Source organism: Candidatus Aalborgicola defluviihabitans (assembly GCF_016705985.1).
Taxonomy (GTDB): domain Bacteria; phylum Pseudomonadota; class Gammaproteobacteria; order Burkholderiales; family Burkholderiaceae_C; genus Allorhodoferax; species Allorhodoferax defluviihabitans.
Map to the genome: position 1 here is coordinate 255,814 of NZ_JADJKN010000005.1, position 24,670 is coordinate 280,483.

General features: G+C 58.4%; 27 protein-coding genes and 1 pseudogene. 13 read left to right on the forward strand and 15 right to left on the reverse strand.

Features of this window, described 5'->3' with window-relative positions:
- Nucleotides 1-31: 31 nt before the first annotated feature.
- Nucleotides 32-334, forward strand: coding sequence for a hypothetical protein (locus IPI80_RS06055; protein ID WP_413858165.1), 303 nt, complete (start codon nucleotides 32-34; stop codon nucleotides 332-334).
- A 41-nt stretch (nucleotides 335-375) separates the two neighbouring features.
- Here IPI80_RS06055 and IPI80_RS06060 read toward each other — a convergent pair whose 3' ends face one another.
- Nucleotides 376-816, reverse strand: a complete 441-nt coding sequence (locus IPI80_RS06060; RefSeq protein WP_413858167.1) for a LapA family protein — start codon at nucleotides 814-816, stop codon at nucleotides 376-378.
- A 53-nt stretch (nucleotides 817-869) separates the two neighbouring features.
- Nucleotides 870-3,257, reverse strand: a complete 2,388-nt coding sequence (locus tag IPI80_RS06065; RefSeq protein ID WP_413858169.1) for a YgiQ family radical SAM protein — start codon at nucleotides 3,255-3,257, stop codon at nucleotides 870-872.
- Nucleotides 3,258-3,361: 104 nt separating this feature from the next.
- Between IPI80_RS06065 and IPI80_RS06070 the strand changes: the two genes are divergently transcribed.
- The 8 genes and pseudogenes from IPI80_RS06070 to IPI80_RS06105 all read left to right on the forward strand — a co-directional run bounded on the left by IPI80_RS06070 (nucleotide 3,362) and on the right by IPI80_RS06105 (nucleotide 9,793).
- Entirely contained in the window at nucleotides 3,362-4,126 is a 765-nt protein-coding gene (locus IPI80_RS06070) for a transporter substrate-binding domain-containing protein (RefSeq protein ID WP_413858172.1), read from the forward strand.
- Between the two features lie 6 nt (nucleotides 4,127-4,132).
- Complete coding sequence (locus IPI80_RS06075) at nucleotides 4,133-4,819, forward strand: ABC transporter permease (protein ID WP_413858174.1); 687 nt, start codon at nucleotides 4,133-4,135, stop codon at nucleotides 4,817-4,819.
- Entirely contained in the window at nucleotides 4,820-5,533 is a 714-nt protein-coding gene (locus IPI80_RS06080; RefSeq protein ID WP_413858176.1) for an ABC transporter permease, read from the forward strand.
- Nucleotides 5,534-5,545: 12 nt separating this feature from the next.
- Entirely contained in the window at nucleotides 5,546-6,676 is a 1,131-nt protein-coding gene (locus IPI80_RS06085; RefSeq protein WP_413858179.1) for a M14 family metallopeptidase, read from the forward strand.
- 87 nt (nucleotides 6,677-6,763) lie between these two features.
- A pseudogene (locus IPI80_RS06090) lies at nucleotides 6,764-6,952 on the forward strand (ATP-binding cassette domain-containing protein); the annotation flags it as partial.
- 23 nt (nucleotides 6,953-6,975) lie between these two features.
- On the forward strand, nucleotides 6,976-7,437 hold the full coding sequence (locus tag IPI80_RS06095) for an ATP-binding cassette domain-containing protein (RefSeq protein WP_413858181.1): 462 nt from the start codon (nucleotides 6,976-6,978) through the stop codon (nucleotides 7,435-7,437).
- Between the two features lie 20 nt (nucleotides 7,438-7,457).
- Entirely contained in the window at nucleotides 7,458-8,822 is a 1,365-nt protein-coding gene (locus IPI80_RS06100; protein WP_413858183.1) for a diguanylate cyclase domain-containing protein, read from the forward strand.
- 50 nt (nucleotides 8,823-8,872) lie between these two features.
- On the forward strand, nucleotides 8,873-9,793 hold the full coding sequence (locus tag IPI80_RS06105) for an acyltransferase (RefSeq protein WP_413858185.1): 921 nt from the start codon (nucleotides 8,873-8,875) through the stop codon (nucleotides 9,791-9,793).
- A gap of 21 nt (nucleotides 9,794-9,814) precedes the next feature.
- Here the strand turns inward: IPI80_RS06105 and IPI80_RS06110 are convergent, their stop codons facing one another.
- From IPI80_RS06110 to IPI80_RS06130, 5 genes are all read right to left on the reverse strand, one after another.
- Nucleotides 9,815-10,144 (reverse strand): cupin domain-containing protein, encoded by a 330-nt coding sequence (locus IPI80_RS06110; RefSeq protein ID WP_413858187.1) that lies wholly within the window; start codon nucleotides 10,142-10,144, stop codon nucleotides 9,815-9,817.
- A 97-nt stretch (nucleotides 10,145-10,241) separates the two neighbouring features.
- Nucleotides 10,242-10,991, reverse strand: a complete 750-nt coding sequence (locus IPI80_RS06115; RefSeq protein WP_413858189.1) for a Crp/Fnr family transcriptional regulator — start codon at nucleotides 10,989-10,991, stop codon at nucleotides 10,242-10,244.
- A gap of 12 nt (nucleotides 10,992-11,003) precedes the next feature.
- A complete protein-coding gene (locus IPI80_RS06120) occupies nucleotides 11,004-11,822 on the reverse strand; it encodes a response regulator (RefSeq protein ID WP_413858191.1) in 819 nt (272 codons plus the stop codon).
- Nucleotides 11,819-13,534 (reverse strand): ATP-binding protein, encoded by a 1,716-nt coding sequence (locus IPI80_RS06125; RefSeq protein WP_413858193.1) that lies wholly within the window; start codon nucleotides 13,532-13,534, stop codon nucleotides 11,819-11,821. Before IPI80_RS06125 ends, IPI80_RS06120 begins: the two co-directional genes overlap by 4 nt.
- A gap of 72 nt (nucleotides 13,535-13,606) precedes the next feature.
- Complete coding sequence (locus IPI80_RS06130; RefSeq protein ID WP_413858195.1) at nucleotides 13,607-14,182, reverse strand: BON domain-containing protein; 576 nt, start codon at nucleotides 14,180-14,182, stop codon at nucleotides 13,607-13,609.
- A 256-nt stretch (nucleotides 14,183-14,438) separates the two neighbouring features.
- Between IPI80_RS06130 and IPI80_RS06135 the strand changes: the two genes are divergently transcribed.
- Nucleotides 14,439-14,750, forward strand: coding sequence for a BON domain-containing protein (locus IPI80_RS06135; protein WP_413858197.1), 312 nt, complete (start codon nucleotides 14,439-14,441; stop codon nucleotides 14,748-14,750).
- Between the two features lie 88 nt (nucleotides 14,751-14,838).
- On the opposite strand, the gene IPI80_RS06140 is transcribed toward IPI80_RS06135, so the two are convergent.
- A complete protein-coding gene (locus IPI80_RS06140) occupies nucleotides 14,839-15,123 on the reverse strand; it encodes a hypothetical protein (RefSeq protein WP_413858199.1) in 285 nt (94 codons plus the stop codon).
- Nucleotides 15,124-15,350: 227 nt separating this feature from the next.
- Here IPI80_RS06140 and IPI80_RS06145 point away from each other — a divergent pair, with 227 nt between their 5' ends.
- A complete protein-coding gene (locus tag IPI80_RS06145) occupies nucleotides 15,351-15,533 on the forward strand; it encodes a CsbD family protein (protein WP_413858201.1) in 183 nt (60 codons plus the stop codon).
- An 86-nt stretch (nucleotides 15,534-15,619) separates the two neighbouring features.
- On the opposite strand, the gene IPI80_RS06150 is transcribed toward IPI80_RS06145, so the two are convergent.
- From IPI80_RS06150 to IPI80_RS06170, 5 genes are all read right to left on the reverse strand, one after another.
- A complete protein-coding gene (locus tag IPI80_RS06150; RefSeq protein ID WP_413858203.1) occupies nucleotides 15,620-16,660 on the reverse strand; it encodes an OmpA family protein in 1,041 nt (346 codons plus the stop codon).
- A gap of 76 nt (nucleotides 16,661-16,736) precedes the next feature.
- Nucleotides 16,737-17,540, reverse strand: a complete 804-nt coding sequence (locus tag IPI80_RS06155) for a beta/gamma crystallin-related protein (protein ID WP_413858205.1) — start codon at nucleotides 17,538-17,540, stop codon at nucleotides 16,737-16,739.
- 26 nt (nucleotides 17,541-17,566) lie between these two features.
- Nucleotides 17,567-17,716, reverse strand: a complete 150-nt coding sequence (locus IPI80_RS06160; protein WP_413858207.1) for a lmo0937 family membrane protein — start codon at nucleotides 17,714-17,716, stop codon at nucleotides 17,567-17,569.
- A gap of 121 nt (nucleotides 17,717-17,837) precedes the next feature.
- A complete protein-coding gene (locus tag IPI80_RS06165; RefSeq protein ID WP_413858209.1) occupies nucleotides 17,838-18,743 on the reverse strand; it encodes an OmpA family protein in 906 nt (301 codons plus the stop codon).
- Between the two features lie 17 nt (nucleotides 18,744-18,760).
- Entirely contained in the window at nucleotides 18,761-19,159 is a 399-nt protein-coding gene (locus IPI80_RS06170; RefSeq protein ID WP_413858211.1) for a DUF4398 domain-containing protein, read from the reverse strand.
- Between the two features lie 179 nt (nucleotides 19,160-19,338).
- Here IPI80_RS06170 and IPI80_RS06175 point away from each other — a divergent pair, with 179 nt between their 5' ends.
- Both IPI80_RS06175 and IPI80_RS06180 read left to right on the forward strand, forming a co-directional pair.
- On the forward strand, nucleotides 19,339-19,497 hold the full coding sequence (locus IPI80_RS06175; RefSeq protein ID WP_413858213.1) for a DUF3309 family protein: 159 nt from the start codon (nucleotides 19,339-19,341) through the stop codon (nucleotides 19,495-19,497).
- Between the two features lie 96 nt (nucleotides 19,498-19,593).
- Complete coding sequence (locus IPI80_RS06180) at nucleotides 19,594-19,812, forward strand: glycine zipper 2TM domain-containing protein (protein WP_413858709.1); 219 nt, start codon at nucleotides 19,594-19,596, stop codon at nucleotides 19,810-19,812.
- Nucleotides 19,813-19,862: 50 nt separating this feature from the next.
- Here the strand turns inward: IPI80_RS06180 and IPI80_RS06185 are convergent, their stop codons facing one another.
- Nucleotides 19,863-21,596, reverse strand: a complete 1,734-nt coding sequence (locus tag IPI80_RS06185) for an ATP-binding protein (protein ID WP_413858215.1) — start codon at nucleotides 21,594-21,596, stop codon at nucleotides 19,863-19,865.
- A gap of 37 nt (nucleotides 21,597-21,633) precedes the next feature.
- Nucleotides 21,634-24,660 carry a chemotaxis protein CheB gene (locus IPI80_RS06190; RefSeq protein WP_413858217.1) on the reverse strand — a complete coding sequence of 1,009 codons (3,027 nt, stop codon included), beginning with the start codon at nucleotides 24,658-24,660 and terminating at the stop codon, nucleotides 21,634-21,636.
- Nucleotides 24,661-24,670: the final 10 nt, after the last annotated feature.

A 24,670-nucleotide genomic window follows, 5' to 3' on the forward strand; every position in this document is an offset into this window, starting at 1 on the left:
GAATCGCAGGGCGTCACATGCGGAGGCCCTCATGTTCGATTTTTTCAAGCGATCCAGTGGCAAGCCGGTTGTCGAACAAAGTGTTCGCCCCAAACGAACGCCGGCAGCATCCAAACCTTTTGGCTCACTGGAGCCATTGCCCCTGCCACAAGTGGCTGAGGGAAACACGGACGCCGATTGGTCCGCCTGGGAAGATTCGGTGGCGTTCCAGGACAGCCAGATATCCAGCTTTGGTGCATCCAGCTTTGGTGCGGCTACCCGCCCCCCGGACCTACATCCGGGCGATACCGTGCCAGACGACCCTTTTTCCAAGGTGCATAAACACGCACCCTGAGGGCGTGTGACAAGCAGGATTCGGCAAACGTAGCTTTAGCGTCAAGGATGTGGCTTTGCGCGATCGTCCATCTCGGCAAGTATTGCGGCGAGCGAATTGACGTTGTCGCGGATTTCCTGGCTCAGGGCCAACTGGGAGGTTTCCAGGCGCTTTGACATCTGCTCAAACTCCGAATGCAGCGTGGTACGCAGTTCCGAAAACCGGGAGGTCTCTTCCTGTTCAGCCAGCGTACGCTGGGCTTGAATTTCTTTGGCCTGACGGCGCGCATCCATCAAAATAGTGCTTTGCCACACTGCCATGTAGGCGGCAAAGACCAGTGACATGCCTACAACCAAAGCCAACATGACAACTCCCAACGGAGCCTCGTAGCTGGCAAACCCCAGGCTCAGCGGCGTTGGCGCGATGAATACCGGCCAATTCAATATCACGAAAGCTGTCAGCGCAGCGATGGCGAACAAAATGACCCAAAGACGCAGTCGCATAGAGGTTCTCCCTTGCTATTCCTTGAGCCCGCAGTGTACACACCGCAGACAAACTAACGCGGCTTGCGAATCGGTTTGGTAGCCACCCGCTTGGCGCCGGTATCGCGCGGCGGCAGGCCGGTATGCTGCGTCAGCATGCTTCCGGGTTTGGGCTTTTCCACCACCATGGACGGAATCGTCAGGAAGGTGGAATTTTTCTTGCGCGCATTGTCGTAACAGCCACCGGTAATGGGCTGGTAGGTGGGTATCAGGTGGTGCTTGCCGTTGCCGATCAGGTCGGCACGGCCCATGGCCTTCAAAGCCTCGCGCAACAGCGGCCAGTTGTTGGGATCGTGGTAACGCAAAAAGGCCTTGTGCAGACGGCGGCGCTTTTCACCACGCACCACGTCTACATTCTCATCGTCAGTCTCCACCGTGCGGTGAATTTTGCGCAACGGGTTGCGCCCGCTGTGGTACATGGCGGTGGCGCTGGCCATGGGGCTGGGGTAGAAGGTTTGCACCTGGTCGGCCCGAAAGCGATTCTTCTTCAGCCAGATGGCCAGGTTCATCATGTCTTCGTCGCTGGTACCCGGGTGGGCGGCAATGAAGTACGGAATCAGAAACTGCTTCTTGCCCGCTTCCAGCGTGAACTTGTCAAACAGCGTCTTGAACTTGTCGTAGTTGCCGATGCCCGGCTTCATCATTTTGGTCAGCGGACCAGCCTCGGTGTGCTCGGGCGCAATCTTCAGGTAACCGCCCACGTGGTGGGTCACCAGCTCTTTGACGTACTCGGGGCTTTGCAATGCCAGGTCGTAGCGCAGGCCAGAGCTGATCAGAATTTTCTTGACACCCTTGAGCGCGCGGCCCCGGCGGTAGATCTTGATCAGCGGGTCGTGGTCGGTCGTCAGGTTCTGGCAGATGCCGGGGTACACGCAGCTGGGCTTGCGGCAGGCCGCTTCAATCTCGGGTGTTTTGCAGCCCAGGCGGTACATATTGGCCGTGGGGCCACCCAGGTCGGAGATGGTGCCGGTAAAGCCTTTGACCTTGTCACGAATGTCTTCAATCTCGCGGATCACCGATTCTTCGGAGCGGCTTTGGATGATGCGGCCCTCGTGCTCGGTGATGGAGCAAAACGTGCAACCACCAAAACAACCACGCATGATGTTGATGGAGAATCGAATCATCTCCCACGCCGGAATTTTGGTGCTGTGATCGTGGCTGCCGTTCTCGTCTGCGTAGTCCGGGTGCGGGCTGCGGGCATACGGCAGGTCAAACACGTAGTCCATCTCGACCGTGGTCAGCGGGATGGGCGGCGGGTTGATCCACACGTCGCGCGCGGTGGTGCCTTCGCCATGCGCCTGCACCAGGGCGCGGGCGTTGCCGGGGTTGGTTTCCAGGTGCAGCATGCGGCTGGCGTGGGCGTAGAGCACGGGGTCGCTCTTGACCTGCTCGTAGCTGGGCAGGCGGATCACACTGCGCTCGCGCGGTGGTAGCTTGAGGCTGCCTTTGCCCTGCAACGCGGGGTTGGGCATAAAGGTTAAGGGTTTCTCGCCTGTAGCCCTCGTCGAATCTAGATGAGTAGCTCCTGAATTAATAGCATTCAGGGTACTGGACTGGCCCGCATCCTCTTTGGCGCAGCTACCGCCCTGACCCGCCGCCTGCTCCGACGTGGTCTGGTACGGGTTGATGTGGGTTTCTACTGGCCCGGGTTCGTCCACGCTGGTCGAATCCATTTCAAACCAGTCTTTGCCGGTTTCGTCATCCGGGCGGCGCACAAAAGCGGTGCCACGAATATCCGTGATCTTTTGCACCGGCTCGCGGGCAGCCAGGCGGTGGGCGATCTCGACAATGGCGCGGTCGGCATTGCCGTACAACAACAAATCGCACTTGGCGTCCACCACGATAGAGCGGCGCACCTTGTCAGACCAGTAGTCGTAATGGGCAATGCGGCGCAGGCTGCCCTCAATACCGCCCAGCACAATGGGTACGTCTTTAAAGGCCTCGCGGCAGCGTTGGCTGTACACAATGGCCGCATGGTCGGGGCGCTTGTTGCCTTCGGCGCCGGGGGTGTAGGCGTCGTCACTGCGAATCTTGCGGTCAGCCGTGTAGCGGTTGATCATGGAATCCATATTGCCCGCGGTCACCGCCCAGAACAGGTTGGGCTTGCCCAGCACCTTGAAGGGATCGGCACTTTGCCAGTCGGGTTGGGCAATGATGCCCACCCGGAAACCCTGGGCTTCCAGCAGGCGGCCAATCACCGCCATGCCAAAGCTGGGGTGGTCCACATAGGCGTCGCCAGTGACCAGCACAATGTCGCAACTATCCCAACCCAACGCTTCCATCTCGGCGCGGCTCATGGGCAAGAACTTGGACGTGCCAAAACGCGCGGCCCAGTATTTGCGGTAACTGGTCAGCGGTTTTGCGGCGCGCGGAAAGAAGGAGACGTCAACAAGGGCGTTCATGGTGCTTTCGGGTAACCCGCGATTTTAAGGTTTTGCATTCGTCTGCACCCTAAAGGGTCAAACTCGCCCGTAGAATCAAATTTTCGCAATTCAAGGATGTATCCATGAAGAAACTACTGTTGGCCGTTGTTTTAGCGGCTGTGGGCGTGACAGCCTTCGCCCAGGGCAAAGATCTGCGCGTCGCCATTGACCCCACCTACGAGCCATTCACTTTCAAGAAGGATGGACAGCCCGTAGGCTTCGATGTGGACATTGCCAAAGCCCTGTGCGAGCAGATCAAGCGCAAATGCGTCTTTGTGGAGCAGGGTTGGGATAGCATGATTCCAGGGCTGATGGCGCGAAAGTACGACGTCATCATCAGCTCCATGTCCGTCACCGAAGACCGCCTCAAACAAATCGACTTCACCGACAAGTACTACAACACCCCCAGCCGCGTGGTCACCAAAAAAGATGTCAAATACACCGGCCCCGCTTCCATCAAGGGCAAGAAAATTGGCGTGCTCAAGTCCAGCACACAAGAGAAATATGCCTTGGGTGAGTTGAAGCCCGCAGGCGTAGAGGTAGTGTCTTACGAGGCGCAGGACCAGGTGTACCTGGACATCAATGCCGGCCGACTGGACGGCACCGTAGCCGACTTTGTGGAAGTAACCGGTGGCTTTTTGAGCAAGCCCGAAGGCAAGAACTACGAACTGAAGGGCGATGAGCTGTACATCCCCAAATACTTTGGCATTGGTGCCGGCATTGGCCTGCGCAAGGGTCAGGACAAGCTCAAGGGTGAACTCAACGCCGCCATTAAGGCCATTCGCGCCAACGGCGAGTACAAGAAGGTTAACGACAAGTACTTCAAGTTCGACGTCTACGGCAAGTAAGAGCCCATGAGCGCCTACGTCACCGCCATCCTGCAGGGCGCCGTGCTCACGGTGGGGGTTTCGTTGGCGTCGCTCCTGGTGGCCATCGTGCTGGGCCTGCTGGGTGCCAGCGCCAAGCTCTCGGGACGGCGCGGTTGGGTGGCGCTGGGTACGGCTTACACCACCGTCATCCGTGGCATCCCCGATTTGGTGCTGATGCTGCTGATCTTCTATGGCGGCACCATTGGCCTGAACAACCTGCTGGAGTGGATGGGCAGCGAAGCCACGGTGGACATCAACCCCTTTGTGGCCGGCGTGCTGACCCTGGGCTTTATTTATGGCGCCTACATGACGGAAACCTTTCGCGGCGCGATTTTGGCCATCCCCCACGGCCAGATCGAAGCCGCCTGGGCCTTTGGCATGGGGCGCACCCAGACGTTTTTGCGCATCACCGCGCCACAAATGGTGCGCTATGCCCTGCCAGGCTTTACCAACAACTGGCTGGTGTTGATCAAGGCCACTGCCCTGATCAGCCTGATTGGTCTGCAAGAAATGACCTACGCCGCCAAGCAGGCCAGCGCTGCCACGCGCTCGCCTTTTGTGTTTTTCCTGTTCACCGCAGCGCTGTTTTTGGTCTATACCACCGTGTCATTGATGGCGCTTCGCCGATTGGGCGTGCGCTTCAGCCTGGGTGCCAAGCGGGGCACGCTGTAAATGAACTGGGCTGTCCTGTTCGAACCACAAAACCTGGCGCTGTTTGGCCACGGGATTGTGACCACATTGAGCCTGTTGTTCGCATCCCTGGCCGTGGGTGGGGTGATGGCGCTGGTATTTGCCCTGCTGCTCACCGGCCCCTGGGCGCCCTTGCGCTGGGTGGTGGGAGCCTATACCTATGTGATTCGTGGCACCCCGCTGCTGATTCAGGTCTACCTGATTTATTACGGGCTGGGTCAGCTGGAATGGATTCAGGCGCGCTGGGACACGGTCTGGCCCTGGACCCATTTCAAGGAACCGTTTTTCTGCGCCCTCTTGGCCTTTGCCCTGAACACCGCCGGCTACACCGCCGAGATGCTGGCCGGCGCCATCCGCGAGACCAGCGCCGGTGAGATCGAGGCTGCCCAAGCCTTTGGCATGAGCCGTCTGCAGGTGATGTTTCGCGTCGTGCTGCCCAGCGCCTTGCGCCGCACCCTGCCCGCCTACAGCAACGAGGTGGTCATGATGCTGCAGAGCACCAGCCTGGCCAGTGCCGTGCCCTCCATGTTGGACGTGACTGCCGCAGCCAGCCGCATCTATTCGGACTACTACTTGCCGTTTGAGGCCTACTTGGCCGCAGCCGCCATTTACCTGGTGGCTTCGTTCTGCCTGATTGGCCTGTTCAAGCTGGCCGAGCGGCACCTGCTGGCCTATCTGGCCGTGCGGCAAAGCTGATACCCTGACAGCATGCAACGCCTCAACCACCCACTGCTGTCGCCCAGCTTGGGCAGCCACAAAACCTTGTGCAGCCTGCACTACGGCACACCGGGGCGCGGCCCCAAGATTTACATCCAGGCCAGCCTGCACGCCGAAGAATTACCGGGCATGCTGGTGGCACACCACCTGCGCGCCCTGCTGGACGTGGCTGATGCCGCCGGGCACATCACCGGCGAAATCGTCCTGGTGCCGATCGCCAACCCCATAGGCCTGGCCCAGCGCCTGGACCATAAAGCCATGGGCCGTTTTGAGCTGGGCACGTCAGAGAACTTCAACCGCCATTACCCTGACCTCGCCCAGGCTATTTGGCCCACCGTCCAAGCCAAGTTGGGTGCCAACGCACAGGCCAATGTGGCCACCGTGCGCGCAGCCATCGGTGACTACCTGCGTAACTCGGTTCCCACCACCGAACTGGACAGCCTGCGCCACACCCTGCTGAGCCTGGCTTTTGATGCCGACACCATGCTGGACCTGCACTGCGACTGCGAGGCCGTCATGCACTTCTACACCGAAGAAAGCTGCTGGCCGCAACTGGAGCCACTGACCCGCCTGCTGCAGTGCCAGACCGTTTTGTTGGCCAAAAATTCTGGCAGTGGTCCGATTGACGAATGTTTGTCAGGCGTGTGGTGGCGTCTGGCCGACAAGCTGGCGATCACGGGTAACCCGGCCCCCCTGCCCCAGGGCTGCTGCAGCACCACGATTGAGTTGCGCGGCGAAGCCGACGTGAGCCACGCCTACGCGCAGGCCGATGCACAAGCCCTCTTCACGTGGCTGCAGCACGCGGGGGCGATCTCAAGCGCACAACCAGTGGCACTGCCCGATGCGCGCTGCCTGGCTACACCGCTGGCAGGTTCCGAGACCGTGCTTGCACCTACCCCCGGCATTGTGGTGTTTGCTGCCGAGGTAGGCCAAACGCTGCAGGCAGGCGATCTGGTAGCAGAAATTGTGGACCCGCTTGCCAACCACACGCAACGCGTAGTCGCAGGTGTGGCGGGCGTGTTCTATGCCCGCATCCGCGAACGCTATGTATTGGCCGGAGGCGAGCTGGGCAAGATTGCCGGTGCCAAAGCCTTTCGCACCGGCGAATTATTGGGAGCCTGAATGAAACTCCAGGTCGAAAACCTGCACAAGCGCTTTGGCACCAATGAAGTGCTCAAGGGTGTCTCGCTGTCGGCGCATGCGGGCGATGTGATCAGCATCATTGGTAGCTCGGGTTCCGGCAAAAGCACCTTTCTGCGCTGCATCAACCTGCTGGAAAAGCCCCATGCAGGCCGCATTGTGGTGGCTGGCGAGGAACTCAAGCTGGTACCCCAGCGCAACGGCGAATTGGGCGCGGCAGACCCGCGTCAACTGGCCCGATTGCGCACCAAGCTGGCCATGGTGTTCCAGCACTTCAACCTGTGGGCCCACATGACGGTGCTGCAAAACATCATCGAAGCGCCGGTGCACGTGATGGGCATCCCAAAGACCAGGCCATTGCCACCGCCCGGACTTACCTGGCCAAGGTTGGGCTGGAGGGTAAGGAAGACGCCTACCCCGCCCACTTAAGCGGTGGCCAGCAGCAGCGCGTGGCCATTGCCCGCGCCCTTGCCATGGAGCCCGAGGTCATGCTGTTTGACGAACCCACCAGCGCGCTCGACCCCGAGCTGGTAAGTGAAGTGCTCAAGGTCATGAAAAATCTGGCGCTAGAAGGCCGCACCATGGTGGTGGTCACCCACGAAATGGGCTTTGCCCGGGAGGTCTCCAAACACCTGATCTTCCTGCACAAAGGCCGCATCGAAGAAGAAGGCAACCCGGCCCAGGTTCTGGCCAACCCCAAGAGTGAGCGGCTGGCGCAGTTTTTGTCGGGCAACCTCAAGTAGCGTCCACCGGAGTCGCCACAGTGTCCAACCCTGACCTGTCCCTGCAAGCCAATGAGACCCTGTTGCGCTGCGTGCTGGACGCCATTCCCGACTGGTTATGGGTCAAGGACCTGCATGGTGTGCACCTGGCCTGCAACACTGCATACGCCGCCCATCTGGGAGCGCTCCCGCAAGACGTGGTTGGCACGACTGACGCCTTCTGGTTTGGCGAAGAAGCCGCCCATGCAATCACCCAAACCGACCAACTGGCCCTGCAGGCAGGTGCTACCACCACGTTTGAGGGGCCGATGCCTTCGCCCCTGGGCAATGATCCCACCCTCTACGAAGTCATCAAAACTCCCATACACGATGCCCAGGGCCGCACCATAGGCATCTTGGGCATGGGGCGCAACATTCAGGCACGCAAAGATTCAGAGGCCCTGCTGCGCGACACCAGCGAGCAACTGGAGTTGGCCATCATCGGTGCCGACCTGGGCCGATGGGACCACGACCTGGCCACCGAAAAGGGTTACTTTCTGGACGAAAGATCTTGCGCCATGCTGGGCCGCACTGCTGTGGAGGCCCACATCGGGCGCGCCTGGGGCCACATGATCCACCCGGACGACTTGCCTGCCACGCTGGACGCCATGCGCGCCCATCTGATTGGTGCTGCCCCCGCTTACGAGGCCGAATACCGCGCCCGCCACGCCGATGGCCATTGGGTGTGGATGAGCAACCGTGGCAAGGTGGTGCAGTTCAGCCAGGACGGCAAGCCGCTGCGCATGGTCGGCACGTTGATGGACATCTCCAAGCGCAAGCAGGTAGAAGGCGAATTGCTGGCCACCCAGGCCCAGCTGCAAACCACGCTGCAAGAGATTGAACAACTCGCCTTTCACGACACGCTAACCAGCCTGCCCAATCGGCGCCTGCTGGTGGACCGCATGGAAACCGCCCTGGCGGCCAGCCAGCGCAACCACCGCCATGGTGCAGTGCTGTTTCTGGACCTGGACAAGTTCAAATACCTCAATGACAGCCACGGCCACGAGGTTGGCGACCTGGTGCTGCAAGAAGTAGCCCGCCGCCTGCAGCAGTGCGTGCGCGCCATCGACACCGTGGCACGTCTGGGTGGCGACGAATTTGTGGTGTTGCTGCAAGACCTGAGTGCCCAGGCTGACGACGCCCGCCTGCACACCAGCGCCGTGGGCCACAAGATTCTGGCCAGCCTGAACGAACCCTACCAATTGCGCGATACCGAGCACACCACCACCCCCAGCATTGGAGCCACCCTGTTCCTGGGGGCAGACGTGGCCGTGTCCGAACTGATACGGCGCGCCGACGAAGCCATGTTTGAAGCCAAGGCCGAGGGTCGAAACACCCTGTGTTTTAATGGAAAAATAGGGCTCTAGCCCTCGTCAACATTACGTAACCAGCTACCAAACTTATAGCGAATCACACCATGCTGTATTTTCTGCCTGCCCCGCTTCGGGGCCTGATCGCGACCCTGCTGATGGTGCTCAATGCCCTGTTTTGGGTGCCCATTTTGCTGATCTTCTCGTCGCTCAAACTCCTGATGCCGTTCAAGGCGGTGCGCCTGCTTATCGACCCCATTCTGCTGTCCATTGCCGAGGCCTGGATCTGGGGCAACAGCGCCTGGATGGGTCTGACCCAGCGCACCACCTGGGACGTTGAGGGCATTGAAGGGTTGGACCCGCACAGTTGGTACATGGTCAACAGCAACCACCAATCGTGTGTTGATATTCTGGTGCTGCAGCACCTGCTCAACCGGCGCATCCCCTTGCTCAAGTTTTTCCTGAAGGCGCAGCTTATCTGGGTGCCGGTGATGGGTCTGGCCTGGTGGGCGCTGGAGTTCCCCTTCATGCGCCGCCACACCGAGGACTACCTCAAAAAGCACCCCGAAATGCGCGGCAAAGACCAGGAAACCACCCGCAAGGCCTGCGCCAAATACGCCCTCATCCCCACCAGTGTGATGAACTTCCTGGAAGGCACGCGCTTTACCAAAGCCAAACACGCCAAGCAGCAATCACCCTACCAGCACCTGCTCAAACCCAAGGCCGGCGGCATGGCGCTGGCACTCAACGCCATGGGTGACAAGTTTCAGGCCATTCTGGACGTCACTATCGTGTACCCCGATGGCGCCCCCACCTTTAACGATTTTCTATTGGGCAAAGTACGCCGCATCGTGGTGCGGGTGCGCAGCCTGCCCATTCCGCGCCACCTGATGCAAGGTGACTACGCCCAAGACCCAGCCTTTCGCGAGGCCTTTTCGCAGTGGGTGCAGCAGCTTTGGCGCGAGAAGGACGCCCAGATCACTGCCCTGCTGCAATCTGCCAACCCCGCGCAACCCACGTCGCCGTAAGCGTTGGGGTATTTTTTCTGGTTAGTGGCGCAGCACGATGTGCACCAATGCCAACGCGTCTTCAATGCCGGTCAGGCTGTGCGGTACGCCGCCGGCCAGGTACAGCATCTCACCCGCCACCAACACCTGGGTTGAGTCATCACTGACAAAGCGGATGGATCCGTCAAGGCACTGGACCGTGATGTCACCTGCCACCTTGTGCGCCGGCATGGTCTTGCCCTTGGGTAACACCAAGCGCATGACTTCCAGTTCGTTGGTCTTGAAAATTGCCACCGCCTGCCGCTCACCCAAAGTGTTGGCGATGGGCATGACACCCACAGGTTGACCCGAAACTGCGTGTTGAATAGCCATTGCGTTACCTCCTTAGCCAGCTGCTAAATTCGCTAGCTGAACTATAGACCCGCCAGGGATACATGCGCAATCCCATTTGGGCAAATGCGACTGTGCGTTAGGCGTACGTGCGACGTTGCTGCTGTTCCGGCGTATCCATCAACAAGCGGCTGAACTCTTTCTTGACGACGCCATAGCATTCACACACGCGTTTCTCCAGACCAACACGGTCCAGCACCGATATATGGCCCCGCCGGTAGCGGATGTAGCCGTCTTGCTGCAAGCGCCCAGCCGCTTCGGTAATGCCCTCGCGGCGCACGCCAATCATGCTGGCAACCAGTTCCTGCGTCATTGTCAACTCGCCGTTTGGAATGCGGTCCAATGTAACCAGCAACCAACGACACAGCTGCTGCTCCACTGAATGGTGCCGGTTGCAAACCGCCGTCTGGCTGATTTGGGTCATCAGCGCCTGGGTGTAACGCAAGAGCAGTACCTGAAACGACCCGCCCCGGTCAAACTCTTGCTTGAGCACACCACGTTCCAGGCGAAAGCCCTGACCGCCCGTCTGCACCACAGCAGCGCTGGGTGTGGTATCCCCACCCATGAACAGCGACACGCCCACCATACCCTCATGGCCAACGCCCGCAATTTCGGAGGAAGCCCCCGATTCGGTGACATAGTGCAAAGAAACAATGGCAGAGGTCGGAAAATACGCAAACTGCATGCGCACGCCGGGTTCGTACAGAATCTCTCCCAATGGCAACTCCACCCGTTGCAGGTGCGCGGCCAGTCGATCCAAATCCGCCACGGGCAGGGCGGCAAGCAGATGATTCATTTGTGGGGTATCGTTGGCAATCAAGGTTTTCATCACTTCTGCCGCTCAGTGCGAGATGACCTCGTTACCAATACCCCGATAGCCCACAAAGCGGCGAAACTGGTCAAACATGGGTTCGCCGCTCACACAGAATTTTTGCACTGACCCATCTCTGTTCACCCGGCTGAACATAAAGTCCAGAAAGGGCTTGCGTGCAGCAATCGTGGACTGCAACAATTGCCGCTCCGCTTCGTTCCACCCCTGCATGGGCACGCTGTGCGCGTCGTTCACCAACGCATTGACCCGAATACCCAGCATCTCCAGGACCGGGCCGGATACCTTGGTGAAGTTGCCCTTGTCGTCCTGCTCCCAGTACCAATCGCTGGCCAGTTCGGTCAGGCTCCGGTACCGGGCTTCACTCTCACGCAACTCGGCTGTGCGATCCTGCACCAAACGCTCCAGCTCCTGGTTGTGATTTGCCAGCTTCTTGTACAGCAGACGCACCTCCAGCAGGTTGTGGATACGCGTTTTGACTTCCAGCAAATCAAACGGTTTGCTCACAAAGTCTTTAGCACCCATCTGCAATGCGCGCAGCTTGTGCGCAGGCTGCGCCGTAATCACCAACACTGAAAGGTAGGGGTCAGTCTGGTTGGTCTTCAACGCTTCCATGACTTGAAAACCGTCCATCCCCGGCATTTGCAAATCCAGCAGAATCAAGTCGTAGGCGTTCTTGCGGTGCATTGCGCACACCGTCAGCGGGTCCATGGTGGAATCGACATGCGTATAGCCCGCATCGGCCAATAACTGCTGTAGCAAAATGACGTTGGTCTCCTGATCGTCAACGATCAGGATGCTGGCGCCTAAAACATCGGAATCGGAAATCATTCTGTGCATTCTGTGGTGGTGGCGGCATCCCTGTCAGCCAGCTGTGAAAAGGCAAGCCCCGCATCCAGTGTGGCCATGAAGTGGTCCACCTTGATGGGCTTGGTGATGTAGTCAAAGAAGCCAGCCTCAATGCCACGGGCAATGTCGCGCGGCACAGCATTGGCACTGAGCGCAATGATGGGAATATGGGCGGTGAGCGGATCAGCGTGCAAAATTTTCATGGCATCAATGCCGCTGATGCCTGGCAGGTTGATATCCATCAGGATGATTTTCGGCATATAAGTGCGGGCAAATTCGACACCGATAATGCCGTCTGCGGCCGTAATCAGGCGCAGGTCCCGGCGCCTGGCGACCAGTTGCTCCACCAGTTCCAGATTGGCCGGATTGTCCTCCACGTAAAGCAAGGTGTGGACAGGCAAATCTTCCGACAGCGGCAACTCCACTTCCGGCAAAAAATCCATTTCTCGCTCGGCCAAGGCGGGCGCCTCGGTTAGCGGCAGTTCCATCCAGAACACACTGCCGACCCCCACTGCGCTGTCCGCACCGATGGTTCCACCCATCAGCTCTACAAGCCGTTTGGTCACCACCAGGCCAATGCCGGTTCCTTCTTCGGTGCTGGCTTCCTTGCCGAGCCGGTTGAAAGGCTGAAACAACTGCCCACGCTGCTCTTCAGTCAGGCCGAAACCCGTGTCGCGCACGCTGATGCGCATCGCGTGGGGCGGGCACAGTGCGCATTCCACCGCGACCGCACCACTTGGGCGGTTGTATTTGATGGCATTGAACAGCAGATTGATCAGCACCTGCTTGACGCGTGTGCGGTCTGCCTTGACGTAATACGGTATGTCAATGCGCGGAAAGCTCATCCGGATACCGCGTTTGTCCGCCTGCGGCTCAATCATGGCCCGGCACTCCAGCAACACTTCCATGAGTGAAACCGGCTCCCTGGACAATGTCAGCCGGCCCGATTCGATCAGCGAGAGGTCCAAAATTTCATTGATCAACTCCAGCAAATACCATCCTGCCTTCATGATTTGGTCCACGCTGCGTTTTTGCAGCGGCGTGGGCGCTGGCAGGCCGGAGTCCACCAGTTGGGCAAACCCCAGGATGGCGTTCAGCGGTGTGCGTAACTCATGGCTCATGCTGGACAAAAAGTCCGACTTGGCCCGGTTGGCCTTTTCCGCTGCGTCCATTGCCAGGTTCAGTTCCACCTCCACCCGTTTACGCACGGAATTGTCGGTGCCGATCAGCAGGTAACCAATGATGCTGCCATAGTCGTCCCGCAACGGCGTGATCGAAATAATGGCGGGAAAGCGGCTGCCATCCTTGCAGATGTAGGTCAACTCGTAAATGTCTTCCATCCCACGGGAGGCTTTGTAGACCAGTGCCTCAAACCCCGGCGCAATCACGGTGCCCAGCTCGCCCGTCAGGGCCTGGGCGCGCGCTGTCACTTCATGGGGATCGTGGATATCACTGGGGCTAATGCGGTTGACCACCTCGGCAGCGGTGTAACCCAGCATACGCTCGGCTCCCACGTTGAAGAGCTGGATGATGCCCTTCTCATCCGTGGCAATAATGGAAAAATTGGCACTGGTGAGAATGGCGTTTTGCAGCGCTCCCGCCTTGAGCAAGGCAATGTGGCGTTGCACATCGGTCGTCTCGCGGGTGTCTTTGATGATTTCTTCAGCGGTACGACGGGATTTTTTTTTGAGCATAGCGTGAACCTTACGGGTCTCCACTCTCAGTGTATGTTCGTTACCGAACATACACACCGTCACCTGTCCGGATTATTTCTTGACGCTCATTTGATTGACCACGCTCTGGACACCCTCCACCACCTGAGCCAGGGCTACCGCCCGGTCAATTTGTCCCTGTGAGCCTACAAATCCGCTCAGTTGCACTTCGCCTTTGCGGGTAACAACCCCAATATCCACACCTTTAACGTCGGGATCGGCCAACAAAACCGTCTTCACCCGGGTGGTAATAATGCTGTCATCGAGTGTGTTACCCACTGTGGCAGCCTTCCCTTCCTTGAGGGTCATGTTGTTCTCTACCGCCGTGACGCCTTCAACGTTATGTGCCACGTAGACGGCACGGTCCAGCTGTGTCTGGTTGTCAACAAAGCCGCTGAGCTGTACGGTGCCTTTGCGCGTTACAACCTTGATGTCAAAGCCCTTGATCGACTCATCACCCAGCAAGGCTGTCTTGACCTTGGTCGTCATCACGGTGTCGTCCAGTGCAACGCCGACGCTCACAGGTGGAACCGCCGTAACAGGTGTATTGCGATCACAACCTGTCACTATTACGCCTAAGCCCGTGCTGAGGGAAAGAACCATAGCCAGTGAAGTTAAACGTGTGTTCATACCAAATTACTCCCGATTGAAATGGATTGCGTGTCGCTGTTTCCCCGATAGGGCGACTGTCACTGCGTCTGAAAATGCAGTCTGTTCGCTTTCGCACGTTCAAAGCAATGAACATGTCGGTCGCAGACCATTGCTTATGACACCACGCTACGTGCGTTACCGAACAGACCTGTACGCAGCCCATTCGTATTCTCCAACTGCGAGAGCAGCAGTCAGCAACTCTCGGTAACTCAATCAGCCATTTGGAGAATTCAGCATGAAAAATTTCAAACGTATTTCCACCATCGTTGCCACCGTTGCCCTGACGGCACTGGTCGGTTGCGCAGCCACTTCCACAACCGAAGGCACCGGCGGTTACATTGACGACTCGGTCATTACCAGCAAAACCAAGGCGGCCATCTTCAATGACCCATCACTGAAGTCCACAGAAATCAATGTGGAAACTTTCAAAGGAAAAGTGCAGCTGAGCGGATTTGTAAATTCGCAGGCCGACATCAACCGCGCAGTTGAAGTTACCCGTGGTGTTGCTGGCGTTACGTCCGTCAAGAACGACATGCGCCTGAAGTAACTCCAGGCTGAGTAGAAGAACCAAACCCGGTTCTTCTCATAAAAAAAAAGCGCTATCAAGATAGCGCTTTTTTTATGTCAAACTAACTTCAGACTTGCGACTTGAAGTAGCTGAATGAATGGATAAATGCGTCGCGAACCTTCTCGGTCTCGGCGACCATCTTGTCCCAAGTATCTTCACCGGCTTCCATCAGCTCCTGGTATTTGACGCCAGCCAGCTTGGATTGGTGACGCAGCTTGGCCATCTCGGCCTTGTAAGCGTCATGGGCGTCAGCTTTGGCCTCTGCGGTCTTGGCTTCCAGTGTGTCCATTTTGACATTGAGCTCGTCAAGTTGGAGTTTGAGCTTGGCTGTGTATTCGTCGCGTTTTGACATGGTGTATTCCTTTGTTGTCATGGGATTGATGGACGTCAGCGCACTGCGCCAACCCAACCCGAAGATTAAGGGTTTACACACTTAGGGTCTGTTCGCTTGCGCACAGATTTTTTCAACGGATTCCAATAACCTTGGTTCATCGACATGATCTACCGGTTATGCGATAGGCAGACTGGGTCGGAAATTTCTTTCGGCATCAAAGCCAACACCATGAACAGGAACTCAAAATGAACAAAGACCAAGTCAAGGGCGCAGCCAAAGATATCGCCGGCAAAATTCAGGAAGAAGCTGGCAAGCTGGTTGGCAGCAAAGAGCAGCAGGTTAAAGGCCTTATCAACCAGGTTAAGGGCAAAGCCCAAGAGCATGTTGGCGATGCGAAGGAAGCGATCAAGGATCTCAAGAAGATCTGATTGCTGTGGCCCGCACGGGCTGCATGTAAAAAGCCCGCTTCAAGCGGGCTTTTTATTGGGTGGTGGTCCGAAGACCACCACCTGTATCAGGGAACGCGGCGCTGCACGGTAACCTGGTCAATCACGACCCGGCGGTTGGGCTCCAGGCACTCAATGAGGGCTGCGCGCTTCGTCTCTTTGCAAACAACCACGGGATCGGCTTCACCCTTACCAACAGCGTTCAGGCGTGAACTGTCCAAGCCCTTGCTCACAAGGTAGCTTTTGACCGACATGGCGCGACGCTCCGACAGCGACTGGTTGTACTTGTTGGAGCCAAGGCGGTCGGTGTAGCCAGTAATTGTGACGTTGGACACGTCGCGATTGGCAGCCAATGCAGAGGCCATTTCATCCAGCTTGGGTTGCGGCATACGCAGCACGGAGCTGTCAAATGCAAACAGCTCTGTGGCCGAAAGCGTGTAGCGCTCAAAGCGCGGTGGGGGTGGGGCTGCCGGCGGTGGCGGGGCCACATACGGCGCGGGCGCAGGAGCAGTCACAACCGGCATAGTCACCAGCGGTGCTACATAGCGTGGGGCCGCAGGTTTGTCGAATGTGTAGTTCAAGCTAACGGTGAAGTAGTTGGAATTGCTGCTGTCAACCCCAAGGTTGTTGCCTTCGCGAAACCCGTGGTTGCGACGAAGGTCCGCTTGCAAGGCCCACTGATCGCTCAAACCCACTTGAACGCCCACGCCAGCGCCAAGGAAAGGTGACGTTTGGTTCGTACTCGCGCCTTGCCAATCGATTTCATCGTACTGGACCCCTGTTCCGAGCAGCAGGAACGGACGCACGTTGCCGCGCGACAGCATGTACAGGCCATCAATGCCAAAGGTAGTCTGGCGATAGCGCGGGATTGTGTCAGAGGTGCGTGTGCCAGTCAGTCCAAATTGGATGTCCCAGGCTGGTGATATCGGTTTACCCATACGCAGACCGATGCCGTTGGTATTGCGATCCGCACCCATCTGATTGTCGGGTTGCGACACGTTGACGCTGGGTGAGATATACCACGACGGGTTGAAGTCCGTCATTTGCGCCTGGGCAAATCCGCAGGTCAGTACGGTGACCGCGAGTGCGATGTGAGTAAGATGTTTCATAAATTTCCTGCTTGGTTTAGCCCAGGGGCTTTTGGTTGAAAAAAGGGCTCGGAAGAACGGAATGATGTCAGCACAATCACTGGCGCGGTTCACCATTGTTGTTAATCGCAATCGTGGCTCCCGGTGGGCTCGTCATTTGGATGCGGTGTTCCTGGCCCCGGTAGTTGTAGGTCACATCCCAGTAAGCGGGTGTGGTACTGGCCGTAGTTTCGCAACGGCGTACGTCCTGATAGGTGGTTCCGCTATTGTTGTTGCGGCCCACCTTTGATCCGATCACTCCGCCAGCAACGGCGCCGCCTGCCGTAGCCAGGTCTTTGCCAACGCCGCCACCAACCTGGTGACCCAAAATGCCACCAATCAGGGCGCCCGCGATGGCACCGCCAACGTTGGAGTTGTTTTGGTTGTCGTTTGCCACCTGCTGGCGCTCTACCCAGCAACGCTCGTTGGGTGGGCCAACTACTTCACGGACGGATGTCACCGGTACTTCGAGAATACGTTCATTGGGCCGGCGGCGGTATTCGTAGGCTGGAGCGGCAACCGGTTGCGGCATGTCCGCCTCGTTGGCGCGAGCAGCACGGCGCACCGACGAGATGCGGTCATTCATGCCCATGCTGACCAGGCTGTCGTAATTGCCTTTGCGCAGTACCACGCAACGGCCACGAAAGCGGGAATCTTCACAAACCTCCCAGCGACCGTTGCCGACAATAACCGAGGATGCGCGGTCATTGAATCCGGTGTTGGCAAAGTTTTCCACCGGCGCGTTGGTCGCAAAGGTACGGCCCCGGAAGCCTTCGGCTTCGTAGAAAGTAATTTCAGCTGCCGCCAGGGTAGACAGACCTACCAGGGCCAGACCGAGCGCGGCCTTGAATTTCAGGTTCATAAATTTCTCCAAAATGAAAGAAGGCGTTACAACGGCGAGCGGCCACTAATGACCCGCAGCAAAATCACGACAACGGCAATGACCAGTAGCACGTGGATGAAGCCACCCATGGTGTAAGACGTAACCAATCCCAAAAGCCACAGAATAATTAGAACGACAGCAATCGTGTAAAGCATGATGAATCTCCTTGGTTGTGAACAAACTGCATGGTGGCGCGTTGTGGCGCAAAGTTCTGTTCGATTGCGCACAGTGCGCCAAAATGCCGGCCGATGCCAGACTGGCATCAGCACGGCGCGCTTACTTGGCCAGCACCAGCCCGCTTTGCGACCCGAACACGATCTCCACGCGACGGTTCATTTGGCGGCCATCGACCGTGTCGTTGCTGGCAACCGGGTTGTTCTCTCCAAAGCCGCGCACGGTGAGCTGTTCGTCACGCACACCCAGGCTCATCAGCGCAGTCTTCACCGCGTTGGCCCGGCGGTCCGATAGTTCGTAATTGGCGTTGCTGCCGCCCACGCTGTCGGTATAGCCCTCAATGGCGGCGGTGAGTGATGCATTGCGTTTGAATGCATCGGCCAGACGGGCCAGGAAACCCGCAGACTCGGGCATCAATCGGGCCTGGCCCGTGTCAAACAACACATCCTGCAGCGTCACCACATACCCGCGTTCGGTCTTCTTGGCATTGAGTTCCTGCAACTGCTGCGCCAGCGCATTGGCCCGCGCATCGCTGCTGTCAGCACGTGCCTGCTCACGCTGGGTGGCGGCATCGGCCTGTGCCAAGGCCGCAGTCTTGTTGGCGTTGCTCTGCTCGGCGCTAGCAAGTTGCTGGCGCGCCCTGTCGGCCTCGGCAGTGCGCTGCTGCAGCCGCATGCGGTCGCGTTCAGCGGCGGCGCCGGCGATCACGGCTTGGGACGCCCGGCTGGAAGCACTTTCCTGTGCAACCACCACGCGCTGCGCCCCCATGTAGGCAAGATGGTCCACCTTGGACTTGGGTTCATTGTCACTCCAGGCCTTTTCAGCCATGACCAATGTATCGCTGGCTTGCTTTAATTCATCCGGCGCCAGCTGGGCAACCTGTGCATCGTTTTGTGCGGACCGCAAGCGACCCTGCGCACGGTCCAGATCACTGTTGCGTTCGGGCATGGAACTGCACGCGCCCAGCGCAGCAGTCAGGGTAATAAGGGTCAATAGACGGGTGTTCATGAATACTCCTTGTGCGTTCAACGGGTGGTGTTGCGGCTAATTTCATCGCGCAATGCGGCGGCTGCGGCCTGCGACTCTTGCGCTGCCCTGCGCGAGCGCGCAGACTGCGCGTGCAACTCTGCAACCTTGGCATCAATCTGGACCTCTTCGGCCAGCTGATCTGCCCGCTCGTAATTCTTGTCGGCCAGTGCAGTTCGTGCGGCGACGAGCTTGGATGTGGCCAGCTGCAACTCCATTGGTGCATCCTGGCTGGTGCCCGGCGTATTGGCGTGTTCAACCGCAGCCTGCGCCACGGCCATGTGGGCGTCTGAATGCGGCGGTGTTGACGCACAACCCGCCAGGGTTAACAAAGCAGTGCAAGCAACGGCGGCCAGCCCTGCAGGATGAAGCACATCGATTCGGAACAGATTTTTCATAGGGATTCCTTTGAGGGCCTGACCGGTGTCGGGCTGGTGGGAGTGTCCAAGTTCGTAGCGAGAAGGTCTGTTCGCAAGCGTACGGACGGGGATTCACGTGGGCCCCAACATACGAACATGACTTGTCGATGCAAGGGCACCCCGCCCGCTAGCCGATAAGCCTTCCTACGAGGCCCACCATGAGCTTGGCAACCATACTTCTAATCGTTTTGGTCCTGATGTTGATCGGAGCAGTTCCCACCTGGTCCCACAGCCGCAGTTGGGGTTACGGACCCAGTGGCGGTTTGGGCTTGGTTGTACTCATCTTGATCATTCTGTTGGTCATGGGCCGCATCTAAAAACCGCATGGCTTTGGCCGTGCGCCAGCGAACAGACGCAAAATTTGACACCCCGTAACCTGAATTTTTTTTCAAAGAGGTAATGACATGAACACAATGAACACACTGAAGATCGCCGCCCTGAGCCTGGTTGCCCTGGGCGCACTGGGAGGCTGCGGCAATATGTCGACACGAGACCGCGATACGGCCATTGGCGCTGGCGTTGGGGCTGTCGGCGGGTCCATACTGACCGGTGGCAGCGCCATCGGCACCATTGGTGGCGCAGCCGTGGGCGGCGTCATCGGCAATGAGGTTGGCAAAGGCGAACGCCGCTAATCGCTAATACTGGCGACTGGCGGCCACCACCTATTGCCGCTGGTGCGCCATCACTGCAGGTTGCCCTGCGATTTTTCGCGCGCGTACTCCAAAGCCTGGTCCAGAACCGCCATGAAATTATTGATTTGAATTGGCTTGGTGATATAGCGATAAAAGCCCGCTGCCAGACCTTTCTCAATGTCGCCAGACATGGCATTGGCACTCAAGGCCAGCACCGGAATGCGCCGGGTTGCAGGGTCTTGCTGCAAAATTTTCAAAGCTTCAAAGCCGCTGATACCAGGCAGGTTGATGTCCATCAAAATTAAATCGGGCTGCTGCGCGCGTGCCAGCGCAATGCCACTGGGGCCGTCAGTTGCCGTCAGCAAGCGCATATCGGTGCGCGGCGCGATCAGGTCCTGAATCAGTTCCAGGTTGGCCGGGTTGTCTTCCACGCACAGCAACGTACGCGGGGCGACAACAGCCTGCTCTGGCGTGTGCGACAGCGCGCCACCCGACAAAGCACCCGCCTGCGCAGAAGCCGGGGGGCTGGCTGCCATATCCAGTTCGATCCAGAACACACTGCCAACGCCTTCGGTGCTGTTTGCATCAATGGTGCCACCCATCAATTCGACCAATCGTTTGCTTACCACCAGACCAATGCCAGTGCCTTTGATGGTGCCGGTCTCTTGCCCCAGGCGGTTAAAAGGCTGAAACAAATGGGCCAACTTCTGGGCCGAAAGGCCTTCGCCGGTGTCACGCACGCTGATGCGTATCCGACCATTGGTTCCGTCGCAGCAACTTACCTCAACGGAGCCGTTTGTGCGGTTGTATTTGATGGCGTTGGACAACAGATTGATCAGAACCTGCTTGAGGTGCCTGTAGTCCGCCAACACATAGATCGATTGAAGGCACGTGGGGTAGTGCACGGCGATGGCGCTGTTTTGTGCCAGTGAGGCAACCATGGCCTGGCATTCCCGCATCACGGCGGCAAGATCCACGGACTCCATGTCAACTGGTACCCTGCCCGATTCAATCACCGACAGATCGAGAATCTCGTTCACCAGCTCAAGCAAATACCATCCTGCCTTGAGTATTTGTTCAATGCGTGCTTGCTGGGTGACCGTGGGCGGGGGGGAACCGGCTTCCAGCAGTTGGGCAAACCCAAGGATGGAGTTGAGTGGCGTGCGCAGCTCGTGGCTCATGCTCGACAAAAAATCGGATTTCGCCTGGTTGGCAATGTCGGCCACGTGCTTGGCGTCTTGCAGCTCATCATTTTTTGCCTGTACTGCAGCTTCCATCTGCTTGCGGTAGGACACATCAATCAGCATGATACGGTGTTCCGGAACCCCCTGATTGTCTTGCGGCAGCGTGGACACCAGATGCACCCAGAATGCCGTGCCGTTGTTCTTGACCACGCGCAGCTCGCAGGATTGCGACTCGCCAGACTTGATCAAGTCATTATGGTGTTGGAAGTACAGCCCCCGATCCGCCTGGAGTATGAATCGGCTGATGGGCTGCAGGATCAGTGACTTGCGGACCACGCCCAGCAACGTGGCAGCAGTCAGGTTGGACTGCAGAATCAGCCCCTTTGCACTGAGCGTGCAATAGCCCACCGGCGCCAGGTCATACAGGTCAAAATAGCGCGCCCGCGTGGCGTCCAGTTCCACATGGGCACGGCGTAATTCCTCGTTTTGTGTTTCCAGCTCAATCTGGTGCACGCGCAGGTCGTGCAACATTGCCTGGTCCGTCTGTGTAGCAGCTTTGGCTTCTGCATTGCGGCGGGGGTTGTGTTCTTGGGTGGTCATGGTGTGATTCGCTATAGATTAGATAGCTGCATGCTATTTACCCACGAGGGCTAGCGGCATTTTTCTTATCCACCTTTTGTTCCGCTTCTCGTTCCGTTGTGGCAATGGCATAGACCTCTCCCGCTTGGTTGATCAAGGCGGTAGCGGTGATCAGAACTTTGACCGTTGTGCCGGATTGGGTCAGCCGCTCACTGGCGTAGGGCGCCAGCGTATCGCCTTTGCCCAGCCGCAGCGCTTGCGCTTGGGCCGTGTCGTAAGTGAGCGGTGGAATGCGCTCGCGCACGTTCATCACCAGCGCCTGTGCCTCGGTCCAGCCGTACATGCGCACCGCGCCGGGGTTCCAGGCCAGAATGCGGCCATCCAGGTCCTGCACGGTGATGGCGTCGCGCGCATCGCGCACCACCACCGCCAGGCGCAGCAGCTCATTGGCCTTGAACAGCGCGGCGCGGGTTTTGACCATCTCGGTGATATCCACAAACGACAGCACAGCGCCCTCAATCACATTGTTCAGTGTGCGGTAAGGCACGATGCGCATCAGGTACCACTTGCCGGCCGTGGTCTTGACCTCGACCTCTTTGGGCAGCAGGGTATCAAGCACGGCCTGCGCGTCTGCTACCAGGCTGTCATAGCCCACCAGGTTGGTGACAGTGTGGCCCACCGGGCGGCCAATGTCACTGGGGATCAGGTTGATGATCTGAATCACCGCCGGGGTAAACCGCAGTATGCGCAGGCTGTGGTCCACAAAAACTGTGGCAATGCCGGTGCCTGCCAGCAGGTTGTTCATGTCGTTATTGGCCTGCGACAAGTCTGCCATCTTGATTTGCAGCTCGGAGTTGACCGTACTGAGCTCTTCATTGACTGACTGCATTTCTTCTTTGGAGGTCTCCAGCTCTTCATTGGTGGATTGCAGTTCTTCGTTGACCGACTGCATTTCTTCATTGGATGACTTGAGCTCTTCGTTGGACGTTTCCAACTCTTCATGCGTGGTTTGCAGGTACTCGTCTTTGGCGCGCAGTTCCTGCATGAGCGCTTCAATGCGCACGGTGGCATCGACATCGGCATCGGCACTGGATTCAGAGCCGGCAGCGGGCGCGGGTGCCGGTGCGCTGGCGTCAAGCGGGCTCGACGGAATTGCCACGCGTTGGGCGATTTCAGCCGCAGGCGGCGCTGCATACAACGTCACCAGATACAGGGACGACTCGGGTGTGGACACGGAGCCAACCGCCACCGGGCTGACCCGCAGATCCACCGTGCTGAAGTGGCCGTTGGTTTTGACGCGCAGCCCAGTTGCCTGCACGGTCGCCTGGGCATTGGCGGCTTTGTGCAACGCAATGGTCAGGTCGTGGCGCAGCCCTTCGCGCGCCATTTTCAGGATGTTGTTGACGCCAGACTCGCCCGAGGCCAGCTCCAGGTACAAGCCGGTGCGGCCATACAGGTAAAGGATGTCACCCTGGCGGTTAACCAGTGCGCTGGGCGGCGCCAGTTCTTTCAAGAGCGCCTGCTCCATCAGTTCACGCAGCGGCAGTTTGTGCGGCAAAGCCGCTTTGGTGTCGCCTGCATTATGTGAGCCGTTGCCCAAACCCATGGCCGGCATGTAGCTGCTGGGCGTTGCACGCTGCATGCCATGAAAATCGGGCTTGCGCTGGTACAACTTGGCTTTGCGGTCGATGGCGCTAAACAGGTCATTGGCGTCGCCAATTCCTTCGGAGCTGCCCAGAAAAAGCCGGCCGTTGGGGTTGAGCGCGTAATGGAACAGCGGGATCAGCCGCTTTTGCAAGTCGGAGTCCAGGTAGATCAGCAGGTTGCGGCAACTGATCAGGTCCAGCCGGGAGAACGGTGGGTCTTTGAGCACGTCCTGCTCCGAGAACACCAGCATGTCGCGGATGGCTTTGTGCACGCGGTAGCCACTGTCACCCGGCTCGGGTGTGAAAAATCGCGCCAGTCTTTGTGGCGAAACGTCATTGGCAATGGCCATCGGGTAGATGCCGGTACGGGCCGTTGCGATGGCGCGACTGTCAATGTCAGTGGCAAAGACCTGCACCGTGCAGGTTTGTTTGAGCGTCTCCATGCATTCTTGCAACAAAATAGCGATGGAATAGGCTTCCTCCCCGGTGGAGCACCCGGTGGACCAGACCCGCACCGCACCACCCAAGGACTTGTCGGCAAAGAGTTTGGGGATGACCTGCTCTTCGAGCACCTGGAAGGCCTCCGGGTCGCGAAAGAAACTGGTCACACCAATCAGCAGGTCGCGAAACAGTGCTTCCACCTCGGGCGGGGTTTGCTGCAAGTACTTGATGTAGCCCTCTATCGCCGCTATTTGGTGTACCGCCATGCGCCGCTCTATGCGGCGGTGGATGGTGCTGGGCTTGTATTGCGAAAAATCGTGGCTGGTCTGCGCGCGCAGCAGGACAAAAATTTTCTTGAGTGCGCTCTGGGCATTGGAGTCGGACACCATGGTGTGCGGGGGCGGCTTGACGAACGCATGCGTCACATAGGCGATGAGCTTCGCCGCCATCTCAGCCGGCGGCAGGATGAAGTCAACCATTCCGGTGGCAATGGCGCTGCGCGGCATGCCATCGAACTCGGTCGACGCAATGGTCTGCACCATCACCATGCCGCCGGCCTCTTTGACCGCGCGCACGCCAATCGATCCGTCGCTGCCGGTGCCGGACAGCACAATGCAGATGGCATGCTCATGCTGGTCTTGCGCCAGGGAGTGAAACAAATAGTCGATGGGCAGACGCTGGCCGCGCGGTGCCGAGGGTTCCAGCAGATGCAGACAGCCATTCAAAAAAGCCATGTCGCGGTTGGGCGGAATGATGTAGGCACAGTTGGGCTGCACCGTCATGCCGTCTTCCACCTCGAACACCTGCATGCGGGTGTAGCGCTGGATCAGGGCGGTGAGTATGCTTTTGTGGTCTGGTGCCAGGTGCTGCACCAAGACAAAGGCCATGCCCGGGTCGGTATCTGCGGGCATGCCCGCGAAAAAGGCCTCAAACGCCGCCAACCCACCAGCCGATGCGCCAATGCCAACAATGGGAAAATTGGGGTTTTCTGCGGTCATGATCGCCTTA